The sequence below is a fragment of the Enterococcus sp. PLH-Efm8 genome, from assembly GCF_053011625.1.
This window is the reverse complement of record NZ_CP172568.1, coordinates 1,829,296-1,845,169: the sequence shown is the minus strand read 5'-3', so window position 1 is coordinate 1,845,169 and position 15,874 is coordinate 1,829,296. Positions and strand designations below refer to the sequence as shown.

Sequence of the window (15,874 nt, the reverse complement as noted above, 5' to 3'; positions counted from 1 at the left end):
TTTGATAAAAAAATTTAATATATTTGTTATTTTTATAATGTGATGATATAAAATGGATCGAACAGTTGAATGAGGTGTTTATATGAAAAAAAGTCACTCCTTATCGTCCAAAACCTAAAAACGTTTTTGAAAGAGGAAGCATAAATATTTTGAAGGAGAAAAGGGGCAAGAGTTAAAAGAGAAGAATCAAAAAAGAAGTCCAAGAAAGAAAAAATGTGAGTATATTTTTTAGAAAGAAAGGAATTGTTGCGAAACTAGACCGTAAAGATTTATAAGTAATCAGTAACCCATACTTTTTATATTTAAAGAGGTTATTTTTCTGTAAATCGTTGTAAAAAATATCTGAGTTGTAGTATTTTCTTGAGAGTATAAAATATTTTGTGTAAATGAAAAAATCCATACAAAAAAGGAAGTCCCTTCTGTAGAATAAAGTTAACGACAACCAATTCACAGAAAAGAGGACTTCCCTATGAATGATTTTACTACAGAAATTGTGCAAACTCTAGTCACTAAAGGCGATTTAAATGAATTATTCCGTTCGCACTTAGAAAAAGCGATAAACACACTCCTACGGACTGAATTAACGGCTTTTTTAGATTACGAAAAATATGATCGCACTGGTTTTAATTCAGGTAATTCGAGAAACGGTTCTTACTTTCGATCAATCAAAACCGAATATGGTGAATTAACATTGGAAATACCTAGAGATCGTAATGGTGAGTTTAAACAACAAACTTTACCAGCCTACAAAAGAACAAACGATACATTGGAAACCACTATTATCCATTTATTCGAAAAAGGTGTTACGATGTCTGAAATTGCTGATTTGATCGAAAAAATGTACGGTCATCACTATACTCCACAAACCATGTCCAACATGACTAAAGTTCTGACTGAAGAAGTAAATGCCTTTAAATCCAGAGCCTTAAATGATAAGTATGTCGCTATTTTTATGGACGCTACTTACATTCCACTAAAACGTCAAACCGTATCCAAAGAAGCGATTTATATTGCCATTGGTATACGAGAAGACGGCACTAAAGAAGTACTGAGTTATGCGATTGCTCCAACTGAATCAACATACGTTTGGAATGAGCTGCTACAGGATATTAACTCCAGAGGAGTTCAAGAAGTCTTGCTTTTTATTACGGACGGCTTAAAAGGCATGAAAGATACTATCCATCAAATTTATCCTAAAGCAAAATATCAGCATTGTTGTATCCATGTATCTCGTAATATCGCTCATAAAGTACGTGTCAAAGACCGAAAAGAAATCTGTGATGACTTTAAGGCTGTTTATCAAGCTAACTCAAAAGAAGAAGCGAATACCTTCTTATCCGGCATGATTGAGAAATGGAAGAAAAACTATCCTAAAGTGACGCAGTCACTCATAGAAAACCAAGACTTATTAACTTTTTATGATTTTCCACCTAGCATTCGTAGAACCATTTACTCAACCAATCTAATCGAGTCTTTCAATAAGCAAATTAAAAGATACAGCCGTAGAAAAGAGCAGTTTCAAAATGAAGAATCACTAGAACGCTTTCTAGTCAGCATTTTTGATACATACAATCAAAAATTTCTAAACAGAAGCCATAAAGGTTTTCAACAGGTAACCGATACATTAGTTTCAATGTTTACTGAGTAACTAATTATTTTGCAGGAGGACAATTTATTTACACAAAATTATTGACGCTCCCATTTTCTTCACAAACATTCATATAATAATAGTTTTATTTAATAAATACATTGTTTTTAAACTAATTTCTATATGTGTTTTGTTGAACTAACTCTTGACATAAAATTTAAAAGGATTTATAGTTGTTACCGTAGTAGCTACTAAAAGATAAAGTGAGGATTAATCAATGGAAACGATTATTCAAATCATGAAAAAATATGATTTTTCAGAGATGGAAACAAGAGTGTATACCACACTATTGGAAAAAGGCAATCTTACAGGATATGAAGTAAGTAAAGTCTCAGGTGTGCCACGCTCGAAAGTATATAACATTTTGGAAAAACTATTAAAAAAGAATTTGATTGTCGTCAATAAATCAGAACCTAAACTTTATCATGCCATCTCGGCAAATGAGTTTTTAGAGAAATTAGAAAAAAGTGTTAAAAATGATCTCTCTTTTCTTACTCAAAATCTAGGGATGATCAAAGAAAAAGATGAAGAAGAAATGCTGTGGAAAGTTGATGGCATCGAGTATGTTCTGGATAAAGCAGAGCATTTGGTGAAAAATGCAAAAGAAAGTTTGCTCATCCAAGTTTGGCATGAGAACCTCACGGATTCACTGCTAAAGACATTGCAGCAGGCTGAAAAAAGAGTCGATAAATTTGTACTGATTTTATTCAGTTCTAGCCATGAATATGATCTTCCCTTAGAAAAGTATTACATTCATGGTTTTGAAACAGACAAACTCGCTGACTTTGGGGCAAGATGGATAAACATCGTCGCCGATGAGCAAGAAGTCGTGTTTGGCACCATTAACGAAGAACTGCAATCAACCGATGTCACTTGGACAAAAAACCACGCCATGGTCAATCTAGCAAAAGAATATGTCAAACATGATGCATATACACTAAAAGTGATTGCAGAATCTTCTGAAGAACTTAAAGCAAAATATGGTGAGGACTTTGAGGGAATCAGAAAGATTTACTAGTAGGAGGAAATTTTTATGATTCGGAATATTTTGCTGGCACTAATTGTCGCAATCAATCTATATTTTATTATTTACTTTCTAAGAGACCTTTTCAAAAACAAACAAAATTTCAAAGAAGAACCAGGGGATATGCGTCTGTTGCCCTTCACGTCATTTATCACCTTCTTTCTTTCAACATTTGGCGTTTCCGACTTTGCTATCGGAACCGTCCTTTATCCAAAGTTGAAATGGGTCAGCATGAAAAAACTACCCGGAACGTTGAATACCCAATGTGTCGTACCGGTAGCCGTCATGGCATTGTCTTATATCACTGCCATCAACGTAGGGGTCAAGACACTAGCTGTTTGTATTATCTGCCAAATTATCGGTGCATATTTAGGACCAAGATTTGTCGTGAAATTACCAGAAAAAACGATCAAACTATTTGTCGGCATAGGATTGGTCATTGCTGCATTCTTAATTTTTATGGGACAAATGAATTGGATTCCCTCAAACGGAACAGCCAGTGAATTGTATGGCGGAAAATTAATCTTGGCAGGATTTTTACTCTTTGTCTATGGCGCATTGAACAATATTGGCATTGGTTCTTATGCGCTAACGATGGTAACTGTCTACTTGCTAGGCTTGAATCCAGTTGCAGCCTTTCCTATTATGATGGGGGCTTGTACATTCTCAGTACCGATCGGCAGTGTCCAATTCATTAAATTTGATGAATACAGCAGAAAAATCACACTTTTCACTTCAACCTTCGGTGTATTAGGGGTATTGGTCGCTGTATTCCTAGTCAAATCTTTAGATACCTATGTCTTGAAATGGATCGTAATTTTGGTCTTACTATACAGTGCATACACAATGTTGGGCAGTCAATTAAAAAAAGTTTCAGCAGCTAATTAAGGAGCGATTCAAATGTTATTTCTTAAAAAAGAAGATATTATCAAAAGTTTCTCAATGAGAGAAGCCATCGATGCAGACAAAAAAGCATTGTCATTGTATTCAGCAGGAAAGGCAAGTGTGCCTCTTCGCACCAATATCGATGTGCCAAAAAGCAACGGACAAAGCTTATATATGCCAGCTTATGTAGAAGGTGGCGAAGGTGCGTTAGGTGTCAAAATCGTTTCCGTGTATCCTGAAAACCTCAAGAAAAACTTACCAAGTGTACCAGCCACGATGATCGTCCTTGATCCAGAAACGGGTATGGTATCCGCTTGTTTGGATGGTACCTATTTGACACAATTAAGAACCGGCGCTGTTCAAGGTGCAGCAACAGAACTTCTTGCAAGAGAAGATGCTAAAATCGGCGCACTGATCGGAACCGGCGGACAAGCACAGTCGCAATTAGAAGCGATGTTGACCGTTCGTAAATTAGAAGAAGTTCGGATTTTTGATATTGATTTTGACCGTGCCAGCCGATTTGCTGAAGAAATGATGCAACAGTTTTCTGTAACGATGCGCCCAACAAAAACCAGTCAAGAATGCGTTGAAGGAGCAGATATCATTACAAGTGTGACCACTTCAAAACGTGCGACATTCTCTGCTGAGTGGGTCAAAAAAGGTGCGCACATCAACGGAGTCGGTGCTTACACACCGGAAATGTGTGAAATTCCACGAGAAATAATCAAAGCCGCAGATGTTGTTATTTTTGATACCATGGACGGTGTTCTAAAAGAAGCTGGGGACTTCATTTCACCGCTGCAAGATGGGTATATTCAAAGAGACAGTTATCATGGGGAACTAGGCCAACTGATCAATGAAGAATTGATCGGTCGGACAAGTGGAGAACAAATCACAATTTTCAAAACAGTTGGTTCGGCTGTATTAGATGTGGTAGTTGCGACAGAAATCGTTAATAAAGCTAAAGAAAATAATTTGGGAAAATTGATTTATTAAATAAAAAGACCGGAAGTAAACCTTTAATTAGTACATTTATAAAAAGAGAACAAAAAAGACTGTAATCAAAATGCGATTACAGCTTTTTTTTGTTTTATTTGGGAGGAGATAGATCGTGTTTATGACTGTATCGGATCATTTAAAGGTACTTGGTTTTATCCCTTTATCTAGTAGAGGGAAGTATCAATTGTATTTGTTAGATTTACCACCCTAGCTTTTCACTGATGATTGAAGGAACATACGATAAAAAAAGTGGTAAGTATTTTTATGATTTTTATTCTATGAAACTTGATCCTAAAACAAAGAAAAGTACGCAGCACCGGATTTATTGTACGCATGTTCCTGTAAAAGTAATGTATCGTCGTGTGAGAAATTATTTATACTTCTTACGTAAAAAACAGCAATCAAGGAACAGAAAAAATGCATAATGAGGAATATCAAGTGAAATTTTTATCAGTTTTGCTCTGTGGTATTGTGTATTGTCATTAGTTCAATGAGTATTAACAGGGAGGAAAAAGCAAATGAATTTTTTTCAAAATGTGTTTACCGATTTTGTTGGGGATTTTAAGTATTTGATTATGTTGGCGATGCTTGGTGGTGCGGCATATATTGCCTTTGAACGGAAAGCAAGCAAAGCCATTCCATTGATTCTTGTGCTAGCAGTAGCTGTTTGGTTAGTTGGAGATACGTCTGGCGTATTCAATTGGATTTTGGATCGTATGCGGTCATGGGGGCGATAAAATGAGTGAAATACGCAATTGGACAAAGATTTGGTATATAGAGCGAGTGTTTTATAAATTGTGGGATGGGGTCGCGTTACCTCGTCCTGTAACACAAACATTTGCGATATGGTTTGGGATTGGCTTTTTTGGGGGGATTTTTCGAATTTTTCCATTTGTTATGGAACATACGATTACTCGACAATTTTTTTGTCCGTGGTTATTTGCTTTTTTAATGACACGAAAACAATTTCAAGGAAGGAAGCCTTATAATTATTTGGCTTCTTTTCTTTTATTTCAGTGTCGTTCAAAAGAATCCTTTCATGGCCAATGGGTAAAGCCAATAGAAAAAAAAGAAATCAAACGAGGAATTCGTTGTGTAGTACGTTATGGAGGTGAAAAGGATGCGACTACCAAAACTAGTGCCTAAGATTCCTTTTTATTATTTAGAAGACAATTTAGTTTTTGGAGAAGAAGATCGTGTGTACGCTTATTATGAATTCCCAATGTATTCATATAGCTTCGTGGGAGAAGATCAGGCGTATCAACTCCAACAAGCAATCATGCGTCTGATTCGTCAAAGTCATTCTTCGCATGTTCGGTTCTTTTTTTGTACAAACGAAGAAAAAATTGAAAAAACGATTAAATCCTCAAAAGAATTGGTGCGTTCTAAAGGGGAATTAAAAACGATTGCCTACCAACATTTAGAAGGTGTTCAGCACATTTTAGAAGAGCTACATGGAAAATATATTCAAAATGTTTGCTGGTATGTTGGGATTGAGCTGGTATTAGAAGAAATTGCTCCCAAAGAAGCTCATTGGTTAAAAGAATTTCGTATTGCCGCAAAAGATTTTTTTCACCGATCCAATGCCCGTTTGTTTGGAGACTTTGAAACCATCCCAAATGAAAAAATTCAACGATATAAGCGATTGGAGAATTTATTGTATAACCGGATTAGTAAATACTTTCGGTTACGAAAAACAACACCAGAAGACATGGTGTTTTTAGTGGAACATTTAGAAGGAAAAAAAGAACAATCCTTAGATGAAGTGATGTATCGACCAAATAGCTTTAAAGAAGAAACGAATACGTATACGTATCACTATGATGTATTGAATTTGGCCAGTGCAGGAATCACAGAAAAGAAAAATTATCTAATTTTAGAACAAGGGACAGAAAAAGAATATATCACGTATTTATCTCTTTCACGTATGACCCGTGATTTGGTATTTCCATTTCAATCAGAGATTTATTATTTTTTACAATCGGAATTGGATTTTCCAATCGATTCTTGGTTAGATGTGAATCTTTTAGATAATCGTTTGGCCTTGGCGAAAGTACGTGGCAAAAAGAGTGATTTATCTGATATTTATGAAAGTGGTATGTCGGTTGGAAAAGATGTAGGAAACAATGTACGCGAAGCTTACCAATCAGCCAATGAGTTGGAACAAAAATTAGAAGATACGCGAGAAGATTTGTATGTATTATCACTAAACGTTCGCGTGTCAGGGAAGACCTATGATGAAATGTTAAAACGTGTGAGTGATGTTCGCAATTTTTTTGATGTCTATTCTATGTATTTAGAAGTACCGTGCAATGTACAGCTGCTTTTACATTTTGGAAGTTATCCAGCAGGAAGGCGAGTGATTGAGGATTATCGTCAATATGTAGGCGCAGAATTTATTGCTAGTCTTGGCATTGGTGCGACACAACAACTAGGAGATGGCTGTGGTATTCCGATTGGATTTAATGCAGAAACAGGAATCCCAGTGTTTATTAAACCATGGTTAGCGGCACAAGGAATAAAAGGAACGGTTACCAATACTCTTGCCAAAGCATTAATTGGTTCGCTAGGTGGTGGGAAATCATTAACTGAGAATCTCTTGTTATTTTGGTCGGTGTTGTTTGGCGCCTTGGCTTTTTGTATCGATCCAAAATCGGAACGTTCAAATTGGTCCGAAGATTTGCCATATTTTGCCCCCTACTTAAAAACAGTTAATATTACCAGTGAGAAAGAAAATATTGGTTTACTTGATCCATTTCAATTGATGAGAAGAAAAAAAGATCAAGAAAGTTTAGCATTGGATGTGCTCACCTATATCACGGGTGTAAGTATTCGGGACGAAGACCGGTTTCCTTTGTTACAACGGGCAGTTAAAACTGTTTCTGATTTTGAGGGAACAAAAGGATTACTTCTAGTAATTCAGGAATTATATGCACAAGAAGCAGCGACCGCACAACGCCTGGCAAAGCATATTGAAAGCTTCAAAGAACTATCTATTGCAGGCCTATTATTTGGAGATGGCACGAACCAACAAGGGTTAAATTTGGATGCCAAATGTAATCTCGCACTGGTTCAGGATTTAACGTTACCAGATAGTGAAACTGTACCTGAGGACTATAACTCTTCTGAAATTTTAAGTATTGCGATTATGATGAGTTTGGCTACGTATGCGCTAGATTTTATTAAACAAAATCGAAAAATTTATAAAGCGGTTGGCTTAGATGAAAGTTGGGCGTGGTTGAATGTTGCGCAAGGAAAAATTTTAGGAGATAAATTGGTTCGTGAAGGAAGATCTCGCAATGCAGGGATTGATTTTTCAACACAAAACACAGATGATTTAGGTGATGAAAAGATGAGAAGTAAAATTGGGTTGAAATTCATTTTTCGTTCGAATGATCGCGAAGAAATTACCAAAGCATTAAGCTTTTGTGGAATATCTGTCACAGAAGAAAATATCCAGCGTGTAAAAAATCTAGAAAACGGTGAATGTCTGTTTTGTGACATCCATGGTAATATTGGCATTTTGTATGTGTATTATTGGTTTGAAGATTTATTCCATGCATTTGATACACGACCGCCAATGGAAGAAACCTACGAAGAGGAAGAATATAAAGACGAGATATTAGAAAAACTGGTTGAAGAAATTGAGGTGAATTAGATGAAACAGTGGTATTCAAAGGTTTCATTTTTAATTACTCGCCGGAAACTGGTTTTCATAAGTCTAGTCATAATGATGGGTGTTTTTTTCTTTCACCCATCATTAGTAGAAGCAGCTGGTTGGATAAAAGAAACCCTAGGCGGCAAAAATGCCGTATATGATTTTGAAACATATCCTTTAGATAATTATAATTTAGATTTTTTTGTGGATACGTCGTGGAATTGGTTGCCGTGGAAATGGGGTGAAGGAATTTCTAATACAGTTATTTATGGGATATTTGCCGTTACCAATATTTTATGGATGTTAAATGTCTACCTGTGTTACTTTTTAGGGTTTCTTGTCCAAGAAGCCTTTGAATTAGATTTTCTTTCAGAGTTGATTGGTTCGTTAAGTCATACAATTCAGAATATTGCTGGAATGAACCGTACAGGGACATTGAGTCATGGATTAGTCCCTTTCTTTGGTGGATTGTTAATTACTTTAGCAGGTTGTTCAGTAGTTTATCAAGGAATAGTGAAACAACACCCTACGCAAGCTATTCAACAAGCGGTGACATTTTTGTTTACTTTTATTTGTTGCGGCGTTTTCTTTATGAATACAAACACATATTTAGAGAAAGCTAATGGGGTACAAAAAGAAATCAATAGTGAAATGTTAACCATTGCCAAAAATCTGTTACCTGAACAAAAAGAAAAACCAGATGCAATTAAGGCCATTCGTGAGAATTTATTTGCCATTCAAATTAAGCAACCCTGGCTAGTGATGCAATTTGGGGATAGTGATATAAAAACGGTTGGTGAAGAACGTATAATCAATTTATTAAAAGAATCACCTTATGATGAAGGAGAACAGCGAAATAAGCTTGTTGAAGAAGAAGTAACCAAACAAAAAAATGGCCATCTTTCGGTACAAAAAGTGTATTTGCGTTTTGGTATGGTATTTTTAACGCTCATCGTCAACATTGTCATTAGTATGAGTGTTTTGGTATTAATCGTTATCTTAATTGCGTCGCAAGTATTATTCTTGTTATTTATAGGATTCTTACCTGTAGCGATGATTTTCTCGTTATTTCCAAATTCAGGATCGTTATTAGGTAATGCCTTACAGAAAGTCTTTCAATTATTGTTTACAAAAATGGGTATTTTACTCATTTTAACCATTACTTTTTCTATTAGTCATGAGTTAAACCACTTATCCAAGGACAAAGGAATGATTTGGACCAGTTTCTTACAGGTGACGTTATGGTTATCTGTCTCGACACGTGTCAATGAATTATTAGGTTGGATGAAAATTGGTGGCGTACAAACACGAGCTGGGGATCGAACTGGACGTTTCTTACGTGGCATGATGTTAGGTACAATGGGTCAAAAAATGATACGAGGAATTGGTGAAAATTTTGTTGGGGGTACTGCCGGAGGTGTAGCTGGCCAAATGATTTCCAAATCTATGAGTGGTCAACGAAGTATAGCTTCTACACCTCTTATAGAGCGAGTAGGAAAAAAAGTTTCAGCTATGACAGAATTACCGGCAACGATTGAAAGTAGGGCAGAACAATGGAAGCGGACAATTCAGTATGTCCCAACCAATGCCCAATACAAAGCACAAAAAATGAAATACGATTATTTCTCTGGGCGAATGAATGAGTCGGAACGACAAACACGAGCGCGTAACCTTGCGAATGAGCGACAGAAGAATTTTTATGAAGCACGAAAAGATGCATTGCAATTAGAGCAACAAGAGAGAAAACAACGAGCGATGCGTTCAATGGCGCATCAAACAGGAAAAACACAAGTGACTTCTGGTAAATTACAAACACGGAAAAGTGCAATGATTGGTCGAACAGAACAATTTCCTACGATAGAAAAAAGAAGTAACATTTCAAATATAGCTAAAAATAAGAAATTGTCGAAGCAGGAACATCCGATTCATGAACGAAGTACGAATCGAAAGATTGAAACTCCGGTTCGTTGGACTTCGACTTCTCGTCAAAACGCGAGAAAAGGTAGAACTAAAAAAGAATAAGGAGGAGGGCTATGTTTCCTCGGAAGAAAAAACTGTCTATTCTCTCTGAACAAGAAACAAGACTAAAAGGAAAGAAAGACAAGAAAAAAGAAAGCTATAAGGGAGCGCGAAAAAGGCGCTTCCTTTTTTTTGTAGGCTGGAGCTTTTTGGTTTTTAGTGTTTGTTTTGGAGTTTATAATAATTTAACTTCTCAAGATACGCATACAATCCATGAAACAAAAGTCATTGATAAACAATTAAAAGATATGACTGGAATAGAAAGTTATGTGAAAAATTTTGCATTTTTGTATTTTACAGTGAGTCTTGAAAGCGACCAACAAATAAATCGATCAAAAGCAGTAGAAAGTTATTTAGCTGATGGGCTGCAAATGGATAATGAAATAGATAAAGACATAGAAACGAATGTAAAAGTTAAAAATGTCTCGATTTGGGCAATAGAGGAACATGAATCAAAAAAACATACATTTGTGGTTATGTTTCATGTCTTATTAGAGATAGAAAAAGAATTCAAAGAGCGTGTGTATAAGGTGGAGGTATATCGAAACGAATTATCATATGCCATAGTGAAATTGCCTATTGTAGCGAGTAATGTTAAAAAAGCAACGATTAAAGTAGACACTCGGTTCGAAACAACGAGCATTTCTCGAAAAGAACAGGAAGAATTAGAGAAATTCTTATATACCTTCTTTCGTATTTATCCTAAAGCAAACGCAGAAGAATTAAAATATTATGGGACAACTCTTTTACCAATTCAACAGCCTTTAGCCTTTGAAGAACTATCGAATTTGCAAGTCGCAAAAAAAGAGGGTAGATATGAGATTCATTGTAATATTTTGTATCAAGATCAAGAAACGCACCTTTGGTTTACCATGTACTATGAAATGTCTATGAAACAATTAGAGAATGGGAACTTTCGAATTGAGGCGATTCATTAGTGAAAAAGATTTTTTTATTTAGTGGCATCTGTATGATGAGTTGTCTGTTTTTATTATTTGCGATAATTAGCATGTCTAGTGGTGAATCGAAGCACATGGATTCAGCAGTTGGTGTTACTCATACGGGAGAATATATCGAAACCTTACCTATTTTTTCAGAGATCAAAGGGCGTGGTCCGATAACAGATGAACATGCCCAAGCAGCAGTTGGTGCAGCTGTAAAGTATCAGTTATTACCGAGTGTGATTCTTTCTCAATTAGGATATGAATCAGCTTATGGGCAGTCACAATCTGGAAGAAACGATACGAACTTTTTTGGGATTACGTGGTTTCCTGGTTGTCCCTATCCACAAGGTTCTGCACGTGGGATTGGTGGTTCTGAAGGTGGTTTCTATATGAAGTTTCCGAACCTGAATGCTTGTTATGACTATTATGGATTTATGGTGGCGAGTCAAAGCAACTTTAATCAATGTGTGGGCAATAAAGATCCTGGAAGTTGTTTATTGATTCTAGGTCGTGGAGGTTATGCGGCGGCAGGTATCACCGAAGGCAGTTCGTATTATCAAGGCGCAATAAGTATCATAAAGTCCTATAACTTAACGGAATATGATGCCTTTGCGATCAAGCATTGGAATAGCCTACCAATCAAAAAAACTTCGCTTATTGCAGGAAAAAGTAAAGGCAATGCGAAGGTTTTGGATCGGATCATTGGACGACCCGTAAATAATGGGGAATGTTATGGTGGTACGGCATGGTATGTATCTCAACTAGGTGGCCCACAGTTAATGGGTTCTGGACACATGTTTGCGATGTTAATAGGGGAAGATTATAACTGGGCAACCTATGGTTGGCAAGTGATCATGAATCCAAAGCCCAGTGACTTACAAGCAGGAGATGTGGTCAATTGGCAAGCAGGTGGTGCATTGTCTCCTGGAATCTATGGCCACACGGGTATCATAACAGATGTCTCAAATAGTGGACAAAGTTTCTCCACCGTAGAACAGAACGCCGAGCAGGGGCGAATTATGGCACGGTATCAACGCGGCTATAACCAAGCGAAAATTCGAAGTCTGGTTCGGAAAGTGAAATAAAAGAATTCTTTCGATGAAAATTTTTAGTAGAAAAGGGAGAAGGATCGATTGTGAAAAAGTATTATTTTTTCTTTCTAAGTTGTTTTTGTTTGTTTGGACTTACTAGTTGTGGGTGGATTTTTTCTGAAGAAAAAACAGAAGTTTCCTTAATATCAAAAGAAAAGATGATACAAGCAGAAAGTTCAAGTAAAGAAAGCAAAAGAAATCAGGAAGACAAAACAGAATGCAATATTTCTGAAGAAATCCAATATTTGTTAAAGAATTTTGGAAGAAAATGGGTGAATTACACGGATATATACGAACGAAATCAATCTGTAAAAAACTATTTAACCGATCGTTGTATAAAAGAAAATGGGATTGACAACGATCCACATATACAATATAAAACAATTGGCCGTATTCATACTATCACACAAGATGTAATCCAATCGGATCAATATTTATTATTTGGAGAAGAAACAACAAATGAGATAACTCGGTTTGTGTTACTTCAAATCAAGGTGGATCAAGAAGTGCAGAAGATTGATAAAATCAAGATTTATTATGTAAGAAGTGCATATTAAAATAAAAAAGGAATTGTGGAAATTGTTTGTAATTAAATCGAACAGTGATTATTTATTTTAAATTGAAAACAGAGATAGGATGAATACTTATTCTATCTCTGTTTTCTTTTGGACTAATCTAGATATTTTTTCGTTTTAAATTTAATTTAATACCCACTGCAATAGAAGCTAATAAAATAACTAATCCAGCTAAAACTCCTGATGATTCTTTTTCACCAGTTTGGGGAAGAGTATTATTTGACTTTGAATTAGTATTTGAAACATTCTTCTCTGATATTAAAATTTTAGAGTTAGTGTTTTTTAAAGACACTGGTTTATCAGGCTCAGGGTTCTCAGGCGTTACTGGAGTTTCCGGATCTGGAGTCTCAGGTGTTACCGGAGTTTCTGGATCTGGAGTCTCAGGTGTTACCGGAGTTTCTGGATCTGGAGTCTCAGGTGTTACCGGAGTTTCTGGATCTGGAGTCTCAGGTGTTACCGGAGTTTCTGGATCTGGAGTCTCAGGCGTTACCGGAGTTTCTGGATCTGGAGTCTCAGGCGTTACCGGAGTTTCTGGATCTGGAGTCTCAGGTGTTACCGGAGTTTCTGGATCTGGAGTCTCAGGCGTTACCGGAGTTTCTGGATCTGGAGTCTCAGGCGTTACCGGAGTTTCTGGATCTGGAGTCTCAGGTGTTACCGGAGTTTCTGGATCTGGAGTCTCAGGCGTTACCGGAGTTTCTGGATCTGGAGTCTCAGGCGTTACCGGAGTTTCTGGATCTGGAGTCTCAGGTGTTACCGGAGTTTCTGGATCTGGAGTCTCAGGCGTTACCGGAGTTTCTGGATCTGGAGTCTCAGGCGTTACCGGAGTTTCTGGATCTGGAGTCTCAGGTGTTACCGGAGTTTCTGGATCTGGAGTCTCAGGCGTTACCGGAGTTTCTGGATCTGGAGTCTCAGGCGTTACCGGAGTTTCTGGATCTGGAGTCTCAGGTGTTACCGGAGTTTCTGGATCTGGAGTCTCAGGCGTTACCGGAGTTTCTGGATCTGGAGTCTCAGGCGTTACCGGAGTTTCTGGATCTGGAGTCTCAGGTGTTACCGGAGTTTCTGGATCTGGAGTCTCAGGCGTTACCGGAGTTTCTGGATCTGGAGTCTCAGGCGTTACCGGAGTTTCTGGATCTGGAGTCTCAGGTGTTACCGGAGTTTCTGGATCTGGAGTCTCAGGCGTTACCGGAGTTTCTGGATCTGGAGTCTCAGGCGTTACCGGAGTTTCTGGATCTGGAGTCTCAGGTGTTACCGGAGTTTCTGGATCTGGAGTCTCAGGCGTTACCGGAGTTTCTGGATCTGGAGTCTCAGGCGTTACCGGAGTTTCTGGATCTGGAGTCTCAGGCGTTACCGGAGTTTCTGGATCTGGAGTCTCTGGCGTTACTGGAGTTTCTGGATCTGGAGTCTCTGGCGTTACTGGAGTTTCTGGATCTGGAGTCTCAGGCGTTACCGGAGTTTCTGGATCTGGAGTCTCAGGCGTTACTGGAGTTTCTGGATCTGGAGTCTCTGGTGTTACTGGAGTTTCTGGATCTGGAGTCTCTGGCGTTACTGGAGTTTCTGGATCAGGTGATATCACACTACCGTCACCACTTGCATTTCCATCTGTTAGTTTTACATAATTATCCCAGTACCAGCTAGTATTGCCTAATTGATAAGGAGAGTAACCATACATAACTACTCTAGTAGCAATATCTTTTTTATCTGTATAAGGAGAAGTATATTGAACGACATAAGTTTCGTTATCAATATTGCTCGGAAAACTAATATTAATTTTATTATCATAAAAATCAATATAGCATTGATTAGTCACGTCTTCTAGTGAATCATTTGTAGCAATAGAAAAACTGTCGGTTAGTCTTCCGTTTGATTTTACTTTATAAACTTTTATTTGAGTATTTGTCTTATCGTAGATAATTTCAGAATTATATCCATTTTCTTCTTTTCTTTGATTTCTAATTTCAATACTTTTATTTCCTAAAGTTTGTTTTAAAGAATTGACATAGATAGTATGAGAAAAATTATGGTTATTCAAGTCTACATTAAATATGTTACCAGCACCATTAGCATTATATTGAGGTCCTACATTTTTAGAATAATCCACTAACAGACTCAAATCTTTTTTACTATTGCCTATACTCGCAGTAATAGTTTGATAAGAAGTATTAGTTACTACTTCTGGATCAATAAAGATCGGTAAAGAAATTTTTCCACTAACATTATCATGCACTGCTACATAATCCGTAAATTCGTATTGAATACGATTAGTATCAATATCGTATTTTCCAGTTGCTATAATTGAATTATCTGGAGCTAAGAGATTAGGCATTGTGACAGAGTTAGCTTCTGTAACTCCATAAAAATTAGCATTTTCACTCAAGTCAATATAAAAATAATCTTTTGGATTAACTGAGTCAGGGACTTTGAATGCATAATTTGAAGTTAGCGATTCTGCATTATGTGGAAATATGACTTTCTCTTTATTATTAGATATTGAAATATTAATATTTGTTAATTGATCACTAACATTTTTAGATTGGTCATAATAAGTAGTAGTTACTGTTTCTTCTGCTGAAACAGTATGTAAAGGTATAAAAATAGTAGAACTTAATAATACCCCGCTAAATATGACAATTGATGCAACTCCTGTTTTCAGTCGACTAATTCTCCACTTTTTGATAATTGGATTGCTTTTTAATTCTAATAACTTTTTATTGTTTTTTCCAACCATAAAATTATCCTTTCTACATAATTTATTCGAACGATAAAAATGATCGTTCATTTTCATTATAATAATATTTAATGGAAAAACAAGTTAAAAATATTGTTTGAATAATAATTCCAATTATTTCTATAATATTTGTTAACTGTAAGATACTACTAGACTAAAATCCATTTTTGTTTTTTTAAGTAAGTATAGTATATAAATTAAAGGTGTTCCTTACATTATTCTATATGATTTGAATACTATAAGAAACAACAATTGATAAAATTATTGACAAAGTTTTTAAAGGTATTACCATTGATATTGAACGCT

General features: G+C 36.4%; 12 protein-coding genes. 11 read left to right on the top strand and 1 reads right to left on the bottom strand.

All coding sequences use genetic code 11. The annotated features are described in order from the left end of the window. Positions 1–469 precede the first annotated feature (469 nt). The 11 genes from ACIFUW_RS09190 to ACIFUW_RS09140 all read left to right on the top strand — a co-directional run bounded on the left by ACIFUW_RS09190 (position 470) and on the right by ACIFUW_RS09140 (position 12,825). A complete protein-coding gene (locus tag ACIFUW_RS09190) occupies positions 470–1,648 on the top strand; it encodes an IS256-like element ISEf1 family transposase (protein WP_000997695.1) in 1,179 nt (392 codons plus the stop codon). 217 nt (positions 1,649–1,865) lie between these two features. Then, a complete protein-coding gene (locus ACIFUW_RS09185; RefSeq protein ID WP_127341849.1) occupies positions 1,866–2,666 on the top strand; it encodes a TrmB family transcriptional regulator in 801 nt (266 codons plus the stop codon). A 15-nt stretch (positions 2,667–2,681) separates the two neighbouring features. Continuing rightward, a complete protein-coding gene (locus tag ACIFUW_RS09180; RefSeq protein WP_127341850.1) occupies positions 2,682–3,560 on the top strand; it encodes a sulfite exporter TauE/SafE family protein in 879 nt (292 codons plus the stop codon). A gap of 12 nt (positions 3,561–3,572) precedes the next feature. Further along, entirely contained in the window at positions 3,573–4,553 is a 981-nt protein-coding gene (locus ACIFUW_RS09175) for an ornithine cyclodeaminase family protein (protein WP_139914052.1), read from the top strand. Between the two features lie 521 nt (positions 4,554–5,074). Then, a complete protein-coding gene (locus ACIFUW_RS09170; RefSeq protein ID WP_060815488.1) occupies positions 5,075–5,293 on the top strand; it encodes a hypothetical protein in 219 nt (72 codons plus the stop codon). A 1-nt stretch (position 5,294) separates the two neighbouring features. Continuing rightward, positions 5,295–5,702 (top strand): TcpE family conjugal transfer membrane protein, encoded by a 408-nt coding sequence (locus tag ACIFUW_RS09165; RefSeq protein WP_113850082.1) that lies wholly within the window; start codon positions 5,295–5,297, stop codon positions 5,700–5,702. Beyond that, positions 5,677–8,214 carry an ATP-binding protein gene (locus ACIFUW_RS09160; protein WP_060815487.1) on the top strand — a complete coding sequence of 846 codons (2,538 nt, stop codon included), beginning with the start codon at positions 5,677–5,679 and terminating at the stop codon, positions 8,212–8,214. Before ACIFUW_RS09165 ends, ACIFUW_RS09160 begins: the two co-directional genes overlap by 26 nt. Then, positions 8,215–10,236 carry a CD3337/EF1877 family mobilome membrane protein gene (locus ACIFUW_RS09155; RefSeq protein WP_139914053.1) on the top strand — a complete coding sequence of 674 codons (2,022 nt, stop codon included), beginning with the start codon at positions 8,215–8,217 and terminating at the stop codon, positions 10,234–10,236. 146 nt (positions 10,237–10,382) lie between these two features. Continuing rightward, positions 10,383–11,171: a conjugal transfer protein gene (locus ACIFUW_RS09150; protein ID WP_180811588.1), complete on the top strand. Its 789-nt coding sequence runs from the start codon at positions 10,383–10,385 to the stop codon at positions 11,169–11,171. Between the two features lie 32 nt (positions 11,172–11,203). Then, positions 11,204–12,262 (top strand): glucosaminidase domain-containing protein, encoded by a 1,059-nt coding sequence (locus tag ACIFUW_RS09145; RefSeq protein WP_370531134.1) that lies wholly within the window; start codon positions 11,204–11,206, stop codon positions 12,260–12,262. Positions 12,263–12,312: 50 nt separating this feature from the next. Next, on the top strand, positions 12,313–12,825 hold the full coding sequence (locus ACIFUW_RS09140; RefSeq protein WP_233143239.1) for an EF0163 family protein: 513 nt from the start codon (positions 12,313–12,315) through the stop codon (positions 12,823–12,825). A gap of 118 nt (positions 12,826–12,943) precedes the next feature. Here the strand turns inward: ACIFUW_RS09140 and ACIFUW_RS09135 are convergent, their stop codons facing one another. After that, positions 12,944–15,568 carry an Ig-like domain-containing protein gene (locus tag ACIFUW_RS09135; RefSeq protein WP_447224277.1) on the bottom strand — a complete coding sequence of 875 codons (2,625 nt, stop codon included), beginning with the start codon at positions 15,566–15,568 and terminating at the stop codon, positions 12,944–12,946. Positions 15,569–15,874: the final 306 nt, after the last annotated feature.